The sequence below is a fragment of the Arthrobacter sp. 01T425 genome, assembly GCF_056398725.1.
This window is the reverse complement of the sequence record NZ_JBFTPY010000014.1, coordinates 17,941-36,493: the sequence shown is the minus strand read 5'-3', so window position 1 is coordinate 36,493 and position 18,553 is coordinate 17,941. Positions and strand designations below refer to the sequence as shown.

The 18,553-nt window shown below is 66.6% G+C and carries 21 protein-coding genes; 13 read left to right on the top strand and 8 right to left on the bottom strand.

Annotated elements, in window-relative coordinates:
- Positions 1-7 precede the first annotated feature (7 nt).
- The gene (locus tag AC1DNG_RS15570; protein WP_476887717.1) at positions 8-394 is read left to right on the top strand and encodes a hypothetical protein; all 387 of its coding nucleotides are present in this window, start codon (positions 8-10) and stop codon (positions 392-394) included.
- A gap of 227 nt (positions 395-621) precedes the next feature.
- Entirely contained in the window at positions 622-1,431 is an 810-nt protein-coding gene (locus tag AC1DNG_RS15565) for a type IV toxin-antitoxin system AbiEi family antitoxin domain-containing protein (RefSeq protein WP_476887716.1), read from the top strand.
- Between the two features lie 491 nt (positions 1,432-1,922).
- On the opposite strand, the gene AC1DNG_RS15560 is transcribed toward AC1DNG_RS15565, so the two are convergent.
- Positions 1,923-2,171, bottom strand: coding sequence for a putative acetyltransferase (locus AC1DNG_RS15560; RefSeq protein ID WP_476858928.1), 249 nt, complete (start codon positions 2,169-2,171; stop codon positions 1,923-1,925).
- Positions 2,172-2,321: 150 nt separating this feature from the next.
- On the opposite strand from AC1DNG_RS15560, the gene fdxA reads away from it, so the two are divergent.
- The 5 genes from fdxA to AC1DNG_RS15535 all read left to right on the top strand — a co-directional run bounded on the left by fdxA (position 2,322) and on the right by AC1DNG_RS15535 (position 6,832).
- Positions 2,322-2,648 carry a ferredoxin gene (fdxA, locus tag AC1DNG_RS15555; protein WP_028275689.1) on the top strand — a complete coding sequence of 109 codons (327 nt, stop codon included), beginning with the start codon at positions 2,322-2,324 and terminating at the stop codon, positions 2,646-2,648.
- A 12-nt stretch (positions 2,649-2,660) separates the two neighbouring features.
- Complete coding sequence (gene dapC, locus AC1DNG_RS15550) at positions 2,661-3,809, top strand: succinyldiaminopimelate transaminase (RefSeq protein ID WP_476887715.1); 1,149 nt, start codon at positions 2,661-2,663, stop codon at positions 3,807-3,809.
- Positions 3,810-4,037: 228 nt separating this feature from the next.
- Complete coding sequence (locus AC1DNG_RS15545) at positions 4,038-5,321, top strand: citrate synthase (RefSeq protein WP_028275687.1); 1,284 nt, start codon at positions 4,038-4,040, stop codon at positions 5,319-5,321.
- 180 nt (positions 5,322-5,501) lie between these two features.
- Positions 5,502-6,173 (top strand): TetR/AcrR family transcriptional regulator, encoded by a 672-nt coding sequence (locus AC1DNG_RS15540; protein ID WP_476887714.1) that lies wholly within the window; start codon positions 5,502-5,504, stop codon positions 6,171-6,173.
- A gap of 47 nt (positions 6,174-6,220) precedes the next feature.
- Positions 6,221-6,832: a hypothetical protein gene (locus tag AC1DNG_RS15535; protein WP_028275685.1), complete on the top strand. Its 612-nt coding sequence runs from the start codon at positions 6,221-6,223 to the stop codon at positions 6,830-6,832.
- 94 nt (positions 6,833-6,926) lie between these two features.
- On the opposite strand, the gene AC1DNG_RS15530 is transcribed toward AC1DNG_RS15535, so the two are convergent.
- A complete protein-coding gene (locus AC1DNG_RS15530; protein WP_476887713.1) occupies positions 6,927-7,778 on the bottom strand; it encodes a hypothetical protein in 852 nt (283 codons plus the stop codon).
- Positions 7,779-7,889: 111 nt separating this feature from the next.
- On the bottom strand, positions 7,890-8,912 hold the full coding sequence (gene dapD / locus AC1DNG_RS15525; protein ID WP_476887712.1) for a 2,3,4,5-tetrahydropyridine-2,6-dicarboxylate N-succinyltransferase: 1,023 nt from the start codon (positions 8,910-8,912) through the stop codon (positions 7,890-7,892).
- 210 nt (positions 8,913-9,122) lie between these two features.
- On the opposite strand from dapD, the gene dapE reads away from it, so the two are divergent.
- Positions 9,123-10,220, top strand: a complete 1,098-nt coding sequence (dapE, locus tag AC1DNG_RS15520) for a succinyl-diaminopimelate desuccinylase (protein WP_476859007.1) — start codon at positions 9,123-9,125, stop codon at positions 10,218-10,220.
- Positions 10,221-10,327: 107 nt separating this feature from the next.
- Here dapE and AC1DNG_RS15515 read toward each other — a convergent pair whose 3' ends face one another.
- The 4 genes from AC1DNG_RS15515 to AC1DNG_RS15500 are packed head-to-tail and all read right to left on the bottom strand — an operon-like array spanning position 10,328 to position 13,562.
- Positions 10,328-11,164, bottom strand: a complete 837-nt coding sequence (locus AC1DNG_RS15515; protein ID WP_223913897.1) for an amino acid ABC transporter permease — start codon at positions 11,162-11,164, stop codon at positions 10,328-10,330.
- Entirely contained in the window at positions 11,161-11,811 is a 651-nt protein-coding gene (locus AC1DNG_RS15510) for an amino acid ABC transporter permease (protein ID WP_223913898.1), read from the bottom strand. Before AC1DNG_RS15510 ends, AC1DNG_RS15515 begins: the two co-directional genes overlap by 4 nt.
- Positions 11,812-11,863: 52 nt before the next feature.
- Positions 11,864-12,748 carry a glutamate ABC transporter substrate-binding protein gene (locus AC1DNG_RS15505; RefSeq protein WP_243180934.1) on the bottom strand — a complete coding sequence of 295 codons (885 nt, stop codon included), beginning with the start codon at positions 12,746-12,748 and terminating at the stop codon, positions 11,864-11,866.
- 58 nt (positions 12,749-12,806) lie between these two features.
- Entirely contained in the window at positions 12,807-13,562 is a 756-nt protein-coding gene (locus AC1DNG_RS15500; protein ID WP_028275678.1) for an amino acid ABC transporter ATP-binding protein, read from the bottom strand.
- Between the two features lie 213 nt (positions 13,563-13,775).
- Between AC1DNG_RS15500 and AC1DNG_RS15495 the strand changes: the two genes are divergently transcribed.
- The 4 genes from AC1DNG_RS15495 to AC1DNG_RS15480 all read left to right on the top strand — a co-directional run bounded on the left by AC1DNG_RS15495 (position 13,776) and on the right by AC1DNG_RS15480 (position 16,883).
- Complete coding sequence (locus AC1DNG_RS15495; protein ID WP_476887711.1) at positions 13,776-14,669, top strand: LOG family protein; 894 nt, start codon at positions 13,776-13,778, stop codon at positions 14,667-14,669.
- A gap of 48 nt (positions 14,670-14,717) precedes the next feature.
- The gene (locus AC1DNG_RS15490) at positions 14,718-15,074 is read left to right on the top strand and encodes a DivIVA domain-containing protein (RefSeq protein ID WP_476855767.1); all 357 of its coding nucleotides are present in this window, start codon (positions 14,718-14,720) and stop codon (positions 15,072-15,074) included.
- Complete coding sequence (locus AC1DNG_RS15485) at positions 15,071-16,462, top strand: hypothetical protein (RefSeq protein ID WP_476887710.1); 1,392 nt, start codon at positions 15,071-15,073, stop codon at positions 16,460-16,462. The genes AC1DNG_RS15490 and AC1DNG_RS15485 overlap by 4 nt, the downstream gene beginning before the upstream one ends.
- Before the next feature lie 253 nt (positions 16,463-16,715).
- The gene (locus AC1DNG_RS15480) at positions 16,716-16,883 is read left to right on the top strand and encodes a DUF3117 domain-containing protein (protein ID WP_079550332.1); all 168 of its coding nucleotides are present in this window, start codon (positions 16,716-16,718) and stop codon (positions 16,881-16,883) included.
- Positions 16,884-16,992: 109 nt separating this feature from the next.
- Here AC1DNG_RS15480 and AC1DNG_RS15475 read toward each other — a convergent pair whose 3' ends face one another.
- On the bottom strand, positions 16,993-17,625 hold the full coding sequence (locus tag AC1DNG_RS15475) for an O-methyltransferase (protein ID WP_018773821.1): 633 nt from the start codon (positions 17,623-17,625) through the stop codon (positions 16,993-16,995).
- A gap of 272 nt (positions 17,626-17,897) precedes the next feature.
- Between AC1DNG_RS15475 and sigE the strand changes: the two genes are divergently transcribed.
- The gene (gene sigE, locus AC1DNG_RS15470) at positions 17,898-18,551 is read left to right on the top strand and encodes an RNA polymerase sigma factor SigE (RefSeq protein ID WP_079550334.1); all 654 of its coding nucleotides are present in this window, start codon (positions 17,898-17,900) and stop codon (positions 18,549-18,551) included.
- The last annotated feature ends 2 nt before the right edge of the window (positions 18,552-18,553 follow it).

Here is an 18,553-nt window from a genome sequence, read left to right as displayed (position 1 = left end):
CCACAACGTGATTGAGAGAGCTGCCGGTACGGCAGGCGGCATTGCCGCCGCCGTGCCGGCAGCTCTTTTTGTTGCCCTGGCCGGCACCGCCCTGCATCGCCACGATCTGGTCCTGGGCGGAGTGGACGTCCCGTGGGGCGCCGTCGCTGCGCTCGTGCTGCTGGGCTCGGTCCAGCTGTGGCTGGGGGCGGCATTCCGTTCTGTCGTCCCGACGGCGGCTTGCGGAGTCCTCTGCTACGCGCTGATTGGCTGGTGGTCCACCCTGGAAACGGGCAAGCGCCTGGTCATCGGCGACGCCGCGGGCAATATCTGGGTCTTCGGCATCGCAGGCATCACCGTGGCCATGCTGGCCTGGTGCCGGCGCTACAGGAGGCCGACCGGCCAGGACCGGTGACGAGGGGCCAGGACCGGACCGCCCTGCCCGGCTCCCCTCGGGACATGCCCATTTTTCGGGCGCTCGAGTGGGCACAATGGCATTATGTCCGGCCCCGGGTTGGTGCGCGGGACATGCCCCCCTCATGGTCGGACCTGTCCGGCACCGCCCCCATCCGGCCGGTGCAGTTTTCCACATAGTGCGGGATCCGACTTCCAGGGCGCAGAGTGCGGCTCCACCATGGGTGAATGGCCAACGTCATCGAGGTGCTCTCGAATTACGACGGCGTCGCCCGCGCCAAATACATTGCCGCCGCGGGGGTCTCCGATTTTCAGCTCAAGTCCGCGATGGACTCGGGAGCCGTGTCCCGGGTGGCCCGCGGCGTCTATGCGTTGCCCGGTGTAGACGCGCAGCTGATCGCCATACGCTCGCTTCCGGCGGAACCGGCGTGCATCACCGCGGCACACTTCAGCGGGCTGTGGGTCCTTGAAGCCCCGGCCCAGCCGCACGTTGCCCTCACCCACAGCAGGAGCTACCAGGGCTTCGTCTGCCACCGGGCGCCCGCGCCGCCGACACTCCTGGACACGGTCATCCAATGCTTGCGCTGCCTACCCGAACCTCACGGGCTGATCATCGCCGAATCCGCCGTCGTGCTGAAGGGACTCCCGCTGGGTTCATTGCGTCAGCGGCTCGATGGCCGGAACGACACCCGGGAGCGCCGGATCGTGTCGGCGATTGTCCCGCAGTCGCAGTCGCTCATTGAGTGCCTGGCCCGGTTCCTGCTGCGGCAGGCCGGCTTCCATGTTGAATCGCAGGTCAATGTTCCAGGGATGGGACACCTGGACCTGATGGTCGACGGCCGTCTCGGCATCGAGACTGACGGGGCGGGATTCCACATGGACAGGGCAAGCTTCGAGGAAGACCGGCGGCGTTGGAACGTCACCACGCGACGTGGAATCCCGACTCTTGTTGTGACGTACCCGCTGCTGAGGGACCACCCCGAGGATTTCATCGCCATGGTCCGCGAAGCCCTGAACAGGCTATCTGCCGCCGCCTAGAGTCAGACTCCACGTCCGGCTTCGTGTGCCCTTGCGATGCGGTTCGGCACTGTGGTCCTGCACTCTGATCCTGCACCGCGCCCAGCCACCGCTGAAATTGTCCCGCGCTCTTTTCGATGCACCACTGGGCATGTCCCGTGCTCTTTCGATGCACCACTGGGCATGTCCCTTGTTCTGTTGGTTTACCGCTGGACATGTCCCGCGGTGGCTGGCGGCGATGAGCACGGCGCCGAAATGTCCATCTCCAGCAGCAAGGGGAGTGCATGTCCATTGATGGCCGGAGGTGGGGCTGGACATGTGCGTGGTTGGCCAGCAGGGGAGGGCATGTCCATTGGTGGCCGGGGGTGAGGCTGGGCATGTGCGTGGTTGGCCAACAGGGGAGGGCATGTCCATTGGTTGGCCAGGTGCGGAGGGCATGTCCAGTGGTCAGGTGGGGCGGAGGGCATGTCCCCTCGGCGCAACCACCGACGCGCCCACCCCGGAACCGCCCGTCAGGGCTCCTGCATCCGCGGGGCGCGGCGCGGCGGGGGCGGCGGGACTTCCTTGGCTGCCACGACAAGGGGGAGGGCAATGACGACGTCGGAGCGGCGGGTGCGGACGGTGCATACGCCGTCGGCGCGATCCACGAGCTCGCCGAGGGCATCCGTCAGGCCGCCGTCGATCCTGTACCGGACCACAACGCGGGTGCCGAGCGGGGCGGCGGAGAGAAACTGCTGGGGCAAGGGCAAAGGCGAGCTCATCAGATCATCGTAAGACGCGGAGCATGTGTGACGTCCGGCTAGGTTCGCGGGAACAGGCTGGGAGATAATAGGCTCAGAAGTCAGCAGCCCGGCTCAGGGCCTGGAAATCATCCGGCCGGTCGCCGGAACCAACGTGGAGAGGCCAGGGACGTGACGTACGTAATCGCGCAGCCGTGTGTAGATGTCAAAGACAAGGCATGTATTGAGGAGTGCCCCGTCGATTGCATTTACGAGGGTGAGCGTTCCCTGTACATCCACCCCGACGAGTGCGTGGACTGCGGTGCCTGTGAGCCGGTCTGCCCCGTGGAGGCGATCTACTACGAGGACGACACCCCCGAAGAATGGGCCGACTACTACAAGGCCAACGTCGAGTTCTTCGACGAACTCGGGTCCCCGGGCGGCGCCGCGAAGGTTGGGAACACCCACACCGACCACCCCATGATCGCCGCCCTGCCGCCGCAGAACCAAGAGAACTAGGACGGCGCTACGGTGACATCCGCGGTGCGCACCTTCGGCCTGAGCCTGCCCGATTACCCGTGGGAGGCCATGGCGCCGTATCTCGCCACGGCAGCCCGGCACCCGGCAGGAGCCGTCAACCTTTCCATCGGAACCCCGGTGGACGCGACGCCGGCCCTCATCCAGGACGCACTGCGCGCCGCCGCGGACGCCCCCGGCTATCCCACGGTGCACGGGACGCCGGCCCTGCGGGAAGCCATCGCCGGCTGGTTTGCGCGCCGGCGCGGCGTCCCCGGGCTCGACCCGCAGAATGTGATGCCAACGGTGGGTTCCAAGGAACTCGTCGCGTGGCTGCCGTTCCTGCTCGGCCTGAAGCCGGGCGACGTCGTCGTCCGGCCCACGGTTGCGTACCCCACCTATGACATCGGGGCCACCTTCGCCGGTGCGGAGCAGGTCGCCGCGGACGACCTTGACGAGCTCGACGCCGGCACCCGGGCCCGCGTGCGCCTGGTCTGGGTCAATTCACCGGCCAACCCCACCGGCAGCGTCCGGGACATCGCGTCGCTGCGGCGGATCGTCCGGCAGGCCCGCGAGCTCGGCGCCGTCGTCGCGTCCGATGAATGCTACGCCGAACTCGGCTGGGGGGAGTGGGACCTCCAGCGTGGCGGCGCCCCGGTCCCGAGCGTCCTGGATCCGCAGGTCGCAGAAGGCTCCCACGATGGCCTGCTCGCCGTCTATTCGCTGAGCAAACAGTCCAACGTGGCCGGTTACCGCGCGGCATTTGTCGCCGGCGATCCGGTGATCATGGCGAACCTGGTCAACAGCCGCAAGCACGCCGGGATGATTGTGCCCAATCCGGTCCAGGAAGCCATGCGCGTGGCCCTCGGCGACGACGCCCACGTCCAGGCCCAGAAGGACCTGTACCGGGGCCGTCGGGAACGGATCGTGCCCGCGCTCGAAGGTTTCGGCCTGACAATCCATGAATCGAGGGCGGGCCTTTATCTGTGGGCCACCGCCGGCGAGGCGACGTGGGACACCGTGGGCCGGCTCGCGGACCGCGGAATCGTCGTTGGCCCCGGGGTCTTCTACGGCGACGCCGGCAACGGGTACATCCGGGTGGCGCTGACCGCCAGCGACGAAAGGATCGACGCCGCCGTCTCGCGGCTGGACCCGGAAGCGTAACAATGCTGTGACGCGTGCCACATGTGGCGTGTTTTTGGCGTTTTGCGGGCCCCCCGGATTAGTGCCACCCGCGAAGTGAAGGTACTTTTTAACTGACGATCAATGGTGGCTTTCCACAAGAAGGCAGCGCAGCCTTTGGAAATCCTGTCCGCACAGGATCCGCGGGCAGCTTCACCAGATGTTGGACCAGCTTTCGACAGAGGCCCCGATGCCTCATGAGGAGACTCCATGACTGAAACCACCAGCGCAACCCTGCGCCATGCCGGCGGCGAACTCGAACTCCCGCGCATCAAGGTTGTAGAAGGGAACGAAGGCTACGACGTTTCCAAGCTGCTGAAGCAGACCGGCGCCGTCGCCTTCGACCCCGGTTTCATGAACACCGCGGCCACCACCTCGGCCATCACCTACATCGATGGTGACGCCGGCATCCTGCGCTACCGCGGCTACCCGATCGAGCAGCTGGCCCAGCACTCGAGCTTCCTGGAAGTCTCCTACCTGCTGATCTACGGCAACCTGCCGACCCCCACCGAGCTGGAGTCCTTCGACCAGCGGATCCGCCACCACACCCTGCTGCACGAGGAGCTCAAGGGCTTCTTCAGCGGCTTCCCCCGTGACGCCCACCCGATGCCGGTGCTGTCCTCGGCCGTGTCGGCGCTGTCGACGTTCTACCAGGACTCGCTGGATCCGTTCAACGCCGAGCAGGTGGAGGTGTCCACCATCCGCCTCATGGCCAAGATGCCGGTCATCGCCGCCTACGCCCACAAGAAGTCGATCGGGCAGCCCATGCTGTACCCGGACAACTCGATGAACCTGGTGGAGAACTTCCTGCGCCTGAGCTTTGGCCTGCCGGCCGAGCAGTACGAGGTGGACCCGGTCATCGCCAAGGCCCTGGACCTGCTCCTGATCCTGCACGCCGACCACGAGCAGAACTGTTCGACGTCGACCGTCCGCCTGGTCGGTTCCTCGAACGCGAACCTGTTCGCCTCCGTCTCCGCCGGCATCAACGCCCTCTTCGGCCCCGCCCACGGCGGTGCCAACGAGGCCGTCCTGAAGATGCTGCGCCAGATCCAGGCCGACGGCATCAAGCCCGAGGACTACATGGAGAAGGTCAAGAACAAAGAGGACGGCGTCCGCCTCATGGGCTTCGGGCACCGCGTCTACAAGAACTACGACCCGCGCGCCAAGATCATCAAGGCCACGGCCCACGAGGTCCTGAGCAAGCTCGGCGGAAACGACGAGCTCCTCGACATCGCCATGCGCCTTGAAGAGAAAGCCCTGGGCGATGACTACTTCATCCAGCGCAAGCTCTACCCCAACGTGGACTTCTACACCGGCCTGATCTACAAGGCCATGGGTTTCCCGGAGAAGATGTTCACCGTGCTGTTCGCCATCGGGCGCCTGCCGGGCTGGATCGCCCAGTGGCGCGAGATGATCAGCGACCCCAATACGAAGATCGGCCGCCCGCGCCAGCTCTACGTCGGCGAACCGGAACGCAACTACCCGTCGCTGTAGCCCGCCCGCCGGCCACGGCGTGCGCGATAGACAGGACGACGCCGGCCGCGCACCTTTTGCTGAGGTGCGCGGCCGGCGTCGTACTTATGGGGGCACCGTGCCGCTGTGACCCGCGCCACGTCCCCGCCGGGACCGGTGTGGCCCGGGGCGGCCGCGGCACGTACGTGCTAAAAAAGACCAGTGCCTAAATTTGTCGACGCCGTCATCCGGCGCCAGGAAATAGTTGACGCAGTCTTCAGGATCATCGCAACGGATGGCCTCGAGCGGGCCTCGCTGCGGGAAGTTGCCGATGAAGCGCAGCTGGCCGTCGGCTCGGTGCGGCACTACTTCGCCAGCAGCGACGAGCTATTGACCCACGCGTTCGCCGTGGTGGTGGACCGAATCGTCGGCCGCCTCACCGACGCGGACTCCCGGCTGGGCGATGCGCCGCCGGTTTCAGGGGAGCAGCATGCGGCCGTCCTGGCGCTGCTGGGTGAGTTTCTTCCGCTGGACGAGGAACGGGCGGTTGATGCCTGCGTCTGGATGGCCTTCAAGAATGCTGCCCGGACAAGGCCGTTCCTGGCCGCCGAGGCCGACCGCAGCCACCGGGCGGTGGCCGCCGTCGTGGGCGGGCTCATCCTGGGCCTGGCCGAGGCCGAAGGCGCTGACGCCGACCACGCGGCCGGCCTCGACCAACAGGTGCTCGTCACCGAAGCGGAACTGCTGCTGGCAGTCCTCGACGGCCTGACGATGCACGCCCTCCTGCAGCCCGAGTGGATGACGGCCGTGATGTGCAAGGATGTGCTCGAAGCCCACCTGGCGGGCCTGAAGCGACGGCTGGCGGCCGGGCAGCCAGCCGTTAACGCCTCATAACAACAGGAATAGACTGAGATCGTACGTCTTGCCAAGGAGGCAATTGGATGCACCACACCGGCGGACCAGGCTGGCGGATCACGATGGATACTTCTGGTCCCATGCTCATTGCCCTCTACGTTCGTGACGCCGCCGGCTTGGACACCGCGGGACACCCGGCGCTCTGCCATGCGGCACCGAAGATCCGCGCCTCGGACCACTCCCACCTGATCGCAGAGGTTGGCGGCCCGGCTGCGCTCAAGACCGAATGGGAGGCCTGGTGGGAACAGCTGCTGAAAGACCACCCGGAAATGTCCCCCGAGCTCTCCCCTCCGGGCTTCCGTGCGTTCAGCAATTCGCCGGCCCTCCGGCGCGTGCTGCAGGCCCACTTCGGGGCCGCTTTGACGTGGGCCCGGGAACGCCTCGCCGAATACGGAACCCTCGAGGCGGAGCGCGAAGCCAACGGCAACAACGAGCTGCTGGCCGACATGGTGGAGGACCGCCTGCTTGACGTGGGACGGGCTTCAAAGGATTTCGGCCTGACGATCATCGAGCTCCCGCTTGCGGAGCCGCGGGCCTGGTATCTCGAGCCCGACAAGATCATCATGAGCCACGAGCTGTTGTCCCAGCCGGAGCTGTTCCGCAGCTACGTGCAGCCGGTGGTCGATCTCCTCGTCTGAGCCCGCCCGGTGACGGCTGCCCCCGCTGGCAACTGACCCGCTGGCAACTGACCCGGTGGCAACTGAGCCGCTGCCAACTGACCCCCGGTAGCGGTCAGGTGCCGGGGGCGTCTGCGACGGTAACCCTGACCTGGCCGGCCGGGACTAGGGCCGGCTGCCAGCCGTCGCGGGACTGCCGGTTCCAGGCGCGGCCCTCGACCTCCACGCTGGTGATTTCAAGCTCCTTGGCGTTGGCCACGGCCCACTGGCCCACAGCCCAGGCCTGGGTTCCTTCGGCCTCCACGAGCAGGGTCCGGCCGTCGGTGGACGCCGTCACGTCCCCGAGTGCAGCGGTCAGCCCTGCGGTGACGGCGGCAGGATTCCCGGCGGCGTCGGGGGAGCGCAGGGAGCAGTCCAGGCCTGCGGGCGTCTGCCCGCTCAGGGCGGAGGCGAACGCGCGGGCCATCACCTCATGCTGGGCGTAGGCCTCCGGGTACGCCGAGCGCTGGACGCGCTGGGCGGCAACGGTGATATCGAGCGACTCGTACCCGGAAACCTCGACGAGGGCATCGTAGAACGCATTGCTGGCGTGGTACGGGTCCATCACCTGCGCCGTGGTGCCCCAACCCTGGGACGGCCGCTGCTGGAACAGTCCTCGGGAGTCGGGACCGGCCTGGTCGCCATGGCCGATGTTGCGCAGTTTTGATTCCTGCATCGAGGTGGCCAGCGCGATGCTGGCGGCCCGGGCCGGAAGTCCCCGCCGGACCGCGACGGCGGTGATGAGGGAGGCGTTGGCCGCCTGGTCGGTGGAGAGGTCATCGCCGCCGCTTCCCGTGGCCGTGCAGCGTTCGGTGATCAAGGTCTCCGACCGTTGCAGGAACGTCACCGCGGTGTAGATGCCGCCCGCGACCATCGCCAGGGTCAGCAGAAGGACAATCCGGCGCCGCCAGCTCCCTCGTCGTGCCACGAAAATACTCCCTCAGGCCCCTGCGGGCTGCGTCATCGGCTTTTTCGTCGGGGCGGGTCGGCCCCGCCCGCGCGGTCTTCGCCGCCCGCCATACCGTACCAGCCGGTGCGGTCAGTTGGCGTGCAGGGCCTCGTTGAGCTCCACCGTCTGGCCCTTGCGGGGGAGGACCTCAACCTCACCAGTGGTGGAATTGCGGCGGAAGAGCAGGTTCGGAACGCCGGAAAGGTCCACGGCCTTGACGATCCGGCTGGTGTCTTCGCCGTCGGCGTCCTTGGGGCCGATCACGCGCACACGGGTGCCGGCGGTGACGTAGAGGCCTGCCTCCACCACCGAGTCGTCACCGATGCTGATGCCCACACCGGAATTGGCGCCGAGGAGGACCCGCTCGCCGAGGGAGATCTTTTCCTTGCCGCCGCCGGAGAGGGTTCCCATGATCGAGGCCCCGCCGCCGACGTCGGACCCGTCGCCGGTGATGACGCCGGCCGAGATCCGGCCCTCGACCATGGAGGTACCCAGGGTTCCGGCATTGAAGTTCACGAAGCCCTCGTGCATGACCGTGGTGCCTTCGGCCAGGTGCGCACCGAGCCGGACCCGGTCGGCGTCGGCGATCCGGACGCCGGAGGGAACGACGTAGTCCACCATGCGCGGGAACTTGTCCACGCCGAACACCGTGACGGCGCCGCGCTTGCGCAGGCGCGCCCGGGTCAGCTCGAAGTCCTCCACGGCTGCGGGGCCGAAGTTGGTCCACACCACGTTGGGAAGCTTGCCGAAGATGCCGTCAAGGTTGATGGTGTTGGGCTGGACGAGCCGGTGGGAGAGCAGGTGCAGGCGAAGGTAGGCGTCCGCCGTGTCCGCGGGTGCCGCATCCAGGTTGATCTGGGCGAAGACAACGATCTGCTCTGTGCCCCGGTCCGGGTCAATGCCGCTGGCGGCGATGTCGATCAGCGACTGGTCCGCGTTCTCCACGTCACGCTGGTGATCCGCGGCGACTCCGAGCGCGGGCGCCGGAAACCACACGTCCAGCACGGTGGCGTCACCGTTGCGGGTGGACACGGTGGCCACCCCGTAGCCATAGGCAGAGCGGGCGTCGGAACGAGCGTCGGCGGGCACAGCGGGAGCAGCAGTTTCAGTCATGGCCCAAGTCTAACGAGAGGCCCCTCGGGCGCTGAAACTCATGACAACCCGATTGACACGCTGCAGGGGCCTCTCGACGCCTGGAAACGGCCCCTGCAGCGACTCAGGTGGGACGGGAAGGCAACCAGATAAGGTGGAACGGTGACCCCCACGAACCCGCGCACCCCTGCCAGTGCCACCGCCAGCGTCCCTGTCCGCACACCGGTCCATCTGGACCTCCGCCAGGACGTCGCCCTGCTCACGGCCGCCCTGATCGACATCAACAGCGTCTCCGGCAACGAGGGGGTCCTGGCCGACGCCGTGGAACATGCCCTCCGCCAGCTGCCGCAGCTGGAGCTGGTCCGCGACGGCGATTCGATCATCGCCCGCACCAACCTGGGCCGGGCCGAGCGCGTCATCCTGGCCGGCCACCTGGACACCGTGCCGTTGCCCACCACAGAGGGCTCGCTGGGGACCGTGCCGGCGTACTGGCCCTCCGGGGCCCCTGGAGAGGGGATCCTCTACGGCCGCGGCGCCACTGACATGAAGGGCGGCGTCGCAGTGCAGCTGGCGCTGGCGGCCACCATGTTCGACGGCGGGGCGGAACCAGGCAAGGACGTCACATTCGTCTTCTACGACCACGAGGAGGTCGAGGCCGTGAAGAGCGGCCTGGGCCGTCTGGTGCGCAATCACGGCTCCCTGCTCGGCGGGGACTTTGCGATCCTGCTCGAGCCGACCGACGGGACGGTGGAGGGCGGCTGCAACGGCACCAGCCGCTTCGAAGTGACCACGAACGGCGAGGCTGCCCACTCGGCCCGGGCCTGGATGGGCAGCAATGCCATCCACGCCGCGGCCCCGATCCTGGCCCGGCTGGCGGCGTATGAGCCGCAGACCGTGACGGTTGACGGCCTGGACTACCGCGAAAGCCTCAACGCCGTGAAGATCCACGGCGGCACGGCCGGGAACGTCATTCCGGACAAGTGCGTCGTGGAAATCAACTACCGCTTCGCGCCGGACAAGACCCCGGACGGAGCAGAGGCCGTCGTGCGCGAACTGCTGGACGGATTCGACGTCGTGCGCACCGACAGTGCGGCCGGCGCGCGGCCGGGCCTGCACCACCCCGCGGCGGCGTCCTTCGTTGCCGCCGTCGGCGCGGAGCCGAAGCCCAAGTACGGCTGGACCGACGTCGCACGCTTCAGTGAACTGGGCATCCCCGCGGTGAACTTTGGGCCCGGCGATGCTCTGCTGGCGCACAAGGACAATGAGCACGTCGAGGCGGACGCCATCCGCGAATGCCTGCGGGCGCTGCGGACCTGGCTGAGCGCCTAGCAAAGCCCAGGAACCAACGCCAGGACACAACGACCGGGAAACAAGGCGTAACGCACAAAGGGTCCGGAACCTCCGTGAGGTTCCGGACCCTTTGTGGGTGGGACGGCTTACTTGGCGGCCGGAATACCGGCGACCGGCACGTGCGCCACGCCGCCGGCGGCGCGCTTGGAGCCGCGGCGTTCGAGCCAGATGGCCAGGCGGGAGACCGCCAGGTCGATCGCGATGTAGATGGCCGCGGCCACGAAGAACACCGGGAACAGGTACTGCGGACCCAGGAAGTCCGCCATGACCTGCACGGCCCGGAGCAGCTCGCCGTAGGCGACGATGTAGCCGAGCGACGTGTCCTTCAGCAGCACCACGAGCTGCGCGACCAGGGACGGCAGCATGCGCCGGATGGCCTGCGGCAGCTCGATGGTCAGCCGGCACTGGAAGCTCGTAAGGCCGATCGCCAGGCCAGCCTCACGCTGGCCCTTGGGCAGCGACTGGACGCCGGCGCGGATGATCTCGGCGAAAATCGCCGAGTTGTAAAGGACAAGGCCGGCCACGACGGCGATGAACGAGCTGGTGGCAAAGACGAGCAGCACGAACAGCATCATGAGCACGACGGGCATGCCGCGCAGGAATTCCAGCACGATCCGGGTGGGCACCCTGATCCAGGCGTTGTCCGAGATGCGCATCAGGCACAGGAGCAGGCCCAGCGGGAATGCAATCACGGCCGACACGGCCGCGGCGGCCAGCGTGGCGCCGATGCCGGCGGCGATCAGGGCCCAGACCTCGGGAAGCTGGAAGACCGCCCAGCGTTTGGGGTCGAAGATTCCCTGCTGGGCGAGGGTCACGACTGCCAGGACGAGGAGGCCGCCGATCACGATCACGCCGATGATGGAGCCGATCAGCGAGACCCGTCGGGCTTTGGGGCCGGGGACGTCATAGAGAACAGAGCTCATCGTGCGATCGCCACCTTTCGTTCAACGACGCTGGCGAGGAAGCCAAGCGGGATGGTTATCAGCAGGTAGAAGAATGCGATGCCGACCAGAACCCACATGACGGCGTCGCCGTTGGCATTGGCCAGTTGCTTGCCCTGGCCGAAGAGTTCCAGCACATAGAACGCGCCGGCCACAGAAGAGTTCTTGACCAGGGCAATCAGAATGTTGATCAACGGCGGGATCACGGTGCGCAGGGCCTGCGGCAGGATGATCAGCGAGAGCACCTGGGTGAACTGCATGCCGATGCTGCGGGCGGCCTCCGCCTGGCCCACCGGGACGCTGTTGACGCCGGAGCGCACGGCCTCGGCAATGAAGGCCGAGGTGTAGGCGCTCAGGGCGATGATGGCTGCGACCTCGAACTGCTGGAACGTAACGCCGAGGCGGGGCAGAACCACTGCGGCGAAGAAGAACGCGATGGTCAGCGGGGTGTTCCGGACGATCTCGACGTACGTCATGCTGAAGCCACGCAGCGCGGCGACGGGCGAGACACGGGCGGCAGCCAGGATGGTGCCGAAGACCAAGGCGATAATCCCCGAGACCAGGGACAGGAAAAGGGTTCGAAGAAAACCGTCCCAATACTGGGGGAGGTTTTCAATAATGACGTCCATAAGTTCCTTCAGCTGCGTTGAGGGGATTCCAGGCGAAAGACGGGAGTGGCGGCTAGTAGCGGTCGATCGTGGGAAGCGCGGGCGTGGTCTTGATGACGGTGCCGGCAGTGTCTTCCCAGGCCTTCTTGTAGGACCCGTCCTTGTCGGAGGCCTCCAGCTGGTCGTTGACCCACGTGCGGAAGGCGGTGTCGTCCTTCTTCAGGCCGATGCCGTAGGGCTCCTTGGTGAAGGTCTGATCCGATGCCAGCTTGAAGGCGTCCGGTTCCTTGGACACGAAACCGGCCAGGATGACGTTGTCGGTGGTGACGGCTTCAACCTGGTGGTTCCGCAGCGGTTCCAGGCAGGCTGAGTAGGTCGCGGCCGGAACCAGGACGGCTCCGTACTTCTCCACGATCGTCGAGGCTGGCGTGGAGCCGGTCACGGAGCAGACGTTCTTGCCCTTGACGTCTTCGGGCTTGGTGATGGAGTTGTTGTCCTTGTTCACCATGAGCGCCTGACCGGCCTCGTAGTAAGGCCCGGCGAAGTCGACTTCGGCCTTGCGCTTGTCATTGATGGTGTAGGTGGCGACGATCATGTCCACCTTGCCCTGCTTGAGGAACTGCTCGCGGTTGGCGGAGACAGTTTCGACCCACTCGATCTTGTCGGCGGGAATGCCCAGCTTGGCAGCCATCAGCTTGCCGATTTCGACGTCGAAGCCTACGGGCTTGCCGTCGAGGCCCTTCTGGCCGAAGAGCGGCTGGTCGAACTTGGTGCCGATGGTGATCTTGCCCGCGGAGGAAAGCTTGGCCATGGTGGAATCGGCAGGAAAGCTCGGCTTCTCGGCTACGGGCGGGTTGGTGGTCGTGGAGGAGCTGCCGCCACAGGCGCTCAGGCTGAGTGCCAGTGCTGCGGAAGCGGCAACCAGAAGGGATTTCCTTCGGGTCAAAAATGCCATCATGACATTCCTTTCATTGGGCGGCCGCCGTCCGGCAGCCAGGGTGCGAAAACGTAGTCGGTCAGTGTGTCAGCAGCTTGGACAGGAAATCCTTGGCCCGGCTGCTCTTGGGGTTGTTGAAGAATTCCTCGGGGGTCGCGTCCTCAACGATCTGGCCGTCGGCCATGAACACGACGCGGTCGGCCGCCTTGCGGGCGAAGCCCATCTCGTGGGTGACCACGATCATCGTCATGCCTTCTTTGGCGAGCTGGACCATGACGTCCAGGACCTCGTTGATCATTTCCGGGTCGAGGGCAGAGGTGGGCTCATCGAAGAGCATCACCTTGGGCTTCATGGCCAGGGCACGGGCGATGGCAACGCGCTGCTGTTGGCCGCCGGAGAGCTGGGCCGGAAGTTTGGGGGCCTGATGCCCGACGCCGACCCGCTCCAGGAGGGCCATGGCGTCCTTGTCGGCCTCGGACTTGGCAACGCCCTTGACCTTGATGGGGCCGAGGGTGACGTTTTCCAGAATGGTCTTGTGGGCGAACAGATTGAACGACTGGAAGACCATGCCGACGTCGGCGCGCAGCTTGGCCAGTTCCTTGCCCTCCTCGGGCAGTTCCTTGCCATCGATCTTGATGTCGCCGTCGTCGATGGTCTCGAGGCGGTTGATGGCGCGGCAGAGCGTCGACTTGCCGGAACCCGAGGGGCCGATGACAACAACAACTTCACCCTTGCGGACGTTCAGGTTGATGTCCTTCAGGACGTGCAGCTGGCCGTAATGCTTGTTCACGGCCTTCAGGGAGACGAGGGCATCGCCGGGCACTTGAGTAGTCATAGTACGAATCTAGCGAAGATTGACCAGATATGACGGCAATCACTCATTTTGGTGCAGATCGTGATTCAAGAGATACCTGCACGTCAGGCCCCTTGCTGGACTGCGTCGGACATTCGCCGTTGACCTCGGCATACGGCCTCGGCAGGCGGCTGCGGCCGTGCGGCGCCGACGCGCCGACGCGGCGGCGGCCGAGTTCCGCGCTAGCCTATGGGCATGAGTACCGATCCGCAGCACGGCCCCAAGCAGAACGCCGAACAGAACCCGGAACAGAATCCCGGCGGAAAGCCGGCAAGGGAGGCCCGGAGCACACCGGCGCCCAACGGGATCCGCCACAAGGGTCCGCTTGAGCTGCGCCGCAAGGCCGCCAAGGTCACGATGTCCGACCAGACCTTGCTGGACACCAAAGGGCCGGGACAGTTCGTCCACACCGACCCCTGGCGCGTGCTGCGGATCCAGAGCGAGTTCGTGGAAGGATTCGGCGCGCTGGCCGATCTCGGTCCGGCAGTCAGCGTCTTCGGTTCCGCCCGCACCGTGCCGGGGAGCCCGTACTACGAGCTCGGCGTCGAGGTCGGACGCCGGCTGGCCGAGGCCGGACTGGCCGTGATTACGGGCGGCGGCCCCGGCTCGATGGAGGCCGCCAACATGGGCGCCGTGCAGGGCAACGGCGTCTCCGTGGGGCTCGGAATCGAACTGCCCTTCGAACAGGGCATGAACCAGTGGGTGGACCTGGGCATCAACTTCCGGTACTTCTTCGCCCGCAAGACCATGTTCGTCAAGTACGCCCAGGGCTTCATCGTGCTCCCCGGCGGCCTCGGCACCCTGGATGAGCTCTTCGAAGCCATGGTCCTGGTCCAAACCCGCAAGGTCACTTCCTTCCCGATCGTCCTGGTGGGAACCGCGTTCTGGAGCCCCCTGCTCGAGTGGGTCCGGGACACGCTCGTCGCGGAGGGAATGGTCTCGGCCGAGGACCTGGACCTCGTGCAGGTGGTGGACGACCCCGCGCGGGCCGTCGAACTGGTCGTGGAAGGCGCCGCCCGCCACCGGAACCCGAACGGCGGCTCCACCAACGGGACCGGCACGGCAAACATCAAGGGAACGCGGGGCTGATCCGTCCGCCTGAGCGCTCCGGCGTCCGGCTTCTGGCACGATGGTCTAGTGAGTCTCTTCCTGGTTTTCCTGGCGATTGTGCTGATCGGCGTCGCCGTCCTCCTGGGCACCGGCCTGGCACCGAAGATCTTCCGTCGCCGCCGGGACGGCGGTGCGGGCGGTTCCTTTGACGACGGTTTCGACGAGCCGGTCGCATCCCTGCCGCCGGTCCTGTTGCCCGAGCGCGCGGCCGCGGCGGACATTGACCGTCTGCGCTTCGCCGTCGGACTCCGCGGCTACCGGATGGACCAGGTGGATCAGGTCCTGGATGACCTGCGGGAGCAGATCACCGCCAAGGACCAGGAGATCGAGGCACTCGGGGAGGAACTGGAGCGCCTCCGTCCGCCGACCGAACAGCGTCCGTGAGCCGCGTGGAAGACCCGAAGACCGTCGCGGCGCCTGAGGCCCGGAAGCCCCAGGGGTTGAACGCGGCCCTGTGGAGCCGCATCGCCGCCGCGGGCGCCGCGATGGCGCGGTGGCCCTGGTGGGCGCAGGTGGCCGGACTTTACATCGCCGCCAGGCTGGTCAGCGCCTGCATCTTCATGGCCGCCGCCCTGCACCAGGGCGTGAATCCGTGGTTTCCCGCCAAGCCCGACTACTGGAACTTCATCAATATCTGGGATGCCCGCTGGTACGCCCAAGCGCTGCAGGCGGGGTATCCGGCGCTTCTGCCGACCGACGACGCCGGCACCGTCCAGGAGAACACGTGGGCCTTCTACCCCCTGTTTCCGGTGCTAGGCCGGGTGGTGTCCGGGCTGACAGGCACGGGCCCGGCGTGGTCCCTGACGGCCATCGCCCTGGTCTCCGGTGTGGGTGCAGCCCTTGTGGCGTACAGAATTTTCCGGCACCGGGCCACGCACCGCACGGCGCTCTGGGGGACCGTGTTCCTAGCGGCTTTCCCGGTGGCGCCGGTGCTGCAGGTGCCCTACGCCGAATCCCTCAACCTGCTGCTCCTCGGCGCCGCGCTATTGCTTGTCATGGAGCGCCGGTACCTGTGGGCCATGCCCGTTGTGGTCCTGATGTGCCTTTCCCGGCCTACCGGGGTTCCATTTGCGGCGATGATGGGCCTGTTGCTGCTCTACCGTCTCTGGCAGCGCCTCACTGCGCAAACCCGTACTGCGCAGACCCGCACTGTGCAGCATCCCACGGCACAACACGCCACGGCACAACACCCCGCGAACCAGAGCCCCGCGACGCAGGGCGTCACAGTGCAGCGCCGGGACGGCCTCGCCCTCCCCGGCAACGCCGAGCTGTGGTCACTGGGCGGGCTCACCGCCGTCAGCGGCATCGGTGCCCTGCTGTGGCCGGCCATCGCCTGGGCCGCGACCGGCGATCCGGGCGCCTACACCAAGACCGAAACCGCATGGCGCGGCGAAGACCTGGTGCCGTTCAAGCCATGGTTCGACGCCGGCATCATGCTGTTCGGGCCGACCTTCGGCGTGCTGGCTCCCTTCGTGTTCGTTGCCGCGTTCACGCTGCTGATGATGTCCCGGCCGGTCGTCGCCCTGGGCACCGAGCTGAGGCTCTGGTGCTGCTGCTATATGGGCTATCTGCTGGTCTTCCTGCACCCCCAGACCAGCACGTTCAGGATGCTGCTGCCGCTGTTCCCGCTCGCCCTCAGCGCCGCCCTTCTCTCGCGTTCCCGCGCCTACCGCGGCACCGTGGTGGTCATGTTCGTGCTGCTGCAGGTCGTCTGGATTGTGTGGCTGTGGGCGTGGGCGCAACTGCCGGGCGGAGGGGACTACCCGCCGTGACGCACAGCACCATTTGGCGGTGCCGGCCCGGCCTGGCGGGACGCGCTGGAAAGTCCAACGATTAGCTACGGGCGGATTGTTACGCGATAATAGAGGATAAGCAAGGACAAGAAGCACACAGTTTGTAAGCGGTTTATTTGTGAGTTTGCCGGTCACGGCAGCCTCCTGGAGCGCTGCCGGACGGCTTGATTGGCCAAGCGGACGCAGCCCGGCCGGGCTGGTATGTCAGGGACTAATGGAGGGGATATTCCTTATGGCGGCAATGAAACCACGCACCGGCGACGGCCCTATGGAAGTGACGAAAGAGGGACGAAGCCTGATCATGCGTGTTCCGCTCGAAGGCGGGGGGCGGCTTGTAGTCGAACTCAATGCCGCTGAGGCGACGAACCTCAAGGAATGCCTCGTCGGCGTCACCGAATAGCGTCACGCCAAGAGCTTTGCAACAGGGCGGGGTCCCGGCCACCAGGCTGCGGACCCCGCCCTTTGCTGTCAGCGCCCGCCCCTGCACCCGGGCTGGTGAATCCTGGCGGCTACTTCTTCACCGCGATCAGCAGGCCGTCTCCGGTGGGCAGCATGGCGGAAGCGAGACGGTCGTCGTCGCGGATGGACTTGCCGATCTGGCGCAACACCACGGTGGTGGCTTCCCGGGCGGCCGGGTTCGCGACCCGGTCCTTGTCGAGGGCATCGTTGACGATCAGCAGCCCGCCGGATTTGAGCAGCCGCACGGCCTGTTCGACGTAACTGGGGTAGTTCGGTTTGTCCGCGTCAATGAAGACGAGATCATAGGCGCCGTCCGTAAGCCGGGGCAGGACATCCCCGGCCCGGCCCGAAATGGTGCGGGTGCGGTTGGCGGGGCTGCCGGCCTCCTGGAACGCTTCGCGCGCTGCCTTGAGGTGTTCGACGTCGACGTCGATAGTGGTCAGGACAGCCTGCGGACCCAGCCCGCGCAGGATGCACACGCCGGACACGCCTGCGCCGGTGCCGATCTCCACGGCGGTCTGTGCCTTGGACGCCGCCGCCAGCACCGTCAGCACGGCGCCCACGCCGGGGCCGATCGGGGTCACGCCAAGCTCGAAGGACCGTTCGCGCGCGTGCAACAGGACCTCATCCTCGGCAGGCAGATCTTCTGCATAGGACCAGCTCGTGGACTTATCGGCGCTCATGGGATATCGCTTTCTGGGCGGCAGGGGAGTGTTCCCTACAGCGTACTGTGTCCGGCGGGACGGGACGCGGAAGCGGCAGCACCGTGGCCCCGGCCGGAGGGGGTCGTTCTGCCTTCGGCGGAAGACCGCGGTGGATCAGGAAATTCCCAGCTTATTTTGAAATGATGGGTATCCGCTCATCCGCGTGGTGATCGGCGTCGAATGAAGGGTGCAGGAACCTGTGCAAGCAGGCACAATTCAGGCGTAGGTACCATCCACGAGGGGAGTGGACGATGTCGATTCTGGCACCTGTCCCGGCAACAGAGGCAACAGATTCAACCGGCCAGTCCCGGACCGCGGCGGAAGCCGAATGGGTCCGGCCGACCTGGGAGGAAGTGGTGACGAACCACTCCGCCAAGGTCTACCGCCTTGCGTACCGTCTGACCGGAAACAAGTACGACGCCGAGGACCTCACCCAGGAGGTGTTCGTGCGGGTCTTCCGTTCGCTCGAGAACTTCAAGCCCGGCACGCTCGATGGCTGGCTGCACCGGATCACCACCAACCTGTTCCTGGACCAGGCCCGGCGCAAGAGCCGGATCCGCTTTGATGCGTTGGCCGACGACGCCGAGTCGCGGCTGCCGGGCCGGGAGCCCGGGCCGGAGCAAAGCTTCGAATTCAACAACCTCGACGTCGATGTCCAGGCAGCGCTCGAGGAACTTCCGCCCGACTTCCGCGCCGCCGTCGTGCTGTGCGACCTCGAAGGGCTCTCCTACGACGAAGTCGCCGCCGCGCTGGACATCAAACTCGGGACCGTCCGGTCCCGGATTCACCGCGGCCGGACAATGCTCCGTGAAAAGCTCGCGCACCGCGACCCGCGCCCGGCGCAGCCGGCCAAGCAGTCCCTCAAGCCGCGGCTCAAGATGCCGCGCATCGCCGGCCTCCTCTGAAC

What these genes read in the sequence shown, in the direction of transcription:
- sigE (WP_079550334.1), top strand. Translation starts at nt 17,898, where the DNA reads ATGTCGATTCTGGCACCTGTCCCGGCAACAGAGGCAACAGATTCAACC.
- AC1DNG_RS15505 (WP_243180934.1), bottom strand. Translation starts at nt 12,748, where the DNA reads ATGATGGCATTTTTGACCCGAAGGAAATCCCTTCTGGTTGCCGCTTCC.
- AC1DNG_RS15475 (WP_018773821.1), bottom strand. Translation starts at nt 17,625, where the DNA reads ATGAGCGCCGATAAGTCCACGAGCTGGTCCTATGCAGAAGATCTGCCT.
- dapD (WP_476887712.1), bottom strand. Translation starts at nt 8,912, where the DNA reads ATGACTGAAACTGCTGCTCCCGCTGTGCCCGCCGACGCTCGTTCCGAC.
- AC1DNG_RS15510 (WP_223913898.1), bottom strand. Translation starts at nt 11,811, where the DNA reads ATGGACGTCATTATTGAAAACCTCCCCCAGTATTGGGACGGTTTTCTT.
- AC1DNG_RS15480 (WP_079550332.1), top strand. Translation starts at nt 16,716, where the DNA reads ATGGCGGCAATGAAACCACGCACCGGCGACGGCCCTATGGAAGTGACG.
- AC1DNG_RS15500 (WP_028275678.1), bottom strand. Translation starts at nt 13,562, where the DNA reads ATGACTACTCAAGTGCCCGGCGATGCCCTCGTCTCCCTGAAGGCCGTG.
- AC1DNG_RS15545 (WP_028275687.1), top strand. Translation starts at nt 4,038, where the DNA reads ATGACTGAAACCACCAGCGCAACCCTGCGCCATGCCGGCGGCGAACTC.
- AC1DNG_RS15535 (WP_028275685.1), top strand. Translation starts at nt 6,221, where the DNA reads ATGCACCACACCGGCGGACCAGGCTGGCGGATCACGATGGATACTTCT.
- AC1DNG_RS15565 (WP_476887716.1), top strand. Translation starts at nt 622, where the DNA reads ATGGCCAACGTCATCGAGGTGCTCTCGAATTACGACGGCGTCGCCCGC.
- AC1DNG_RS15495 (WP_476887711.1), top strand. Translation starts at nt 13,776, where the DNA reads ATGAGTACCGATCCGCAGCACGGCCCCAAGCAGAACGCCGAACAGAAC.
- AC1DNG_RS15515 (WP_223913897.1), bottom strand. Translation starts at nt 11,164, where the DNA reads ATGAGCTCTGTTCTCTATGACGTCCCCGGCCCCAAAGCCCGACGGGTC.
- AC1DNG_RS15560 (WP_476858928.1), bottom strand. Translation starts at nt 2,171, where the DNA reads ATGAGCTCGCCTTTGCCCTTGCCCCAGCAGTTTCTCTCCGCCGCCCCG.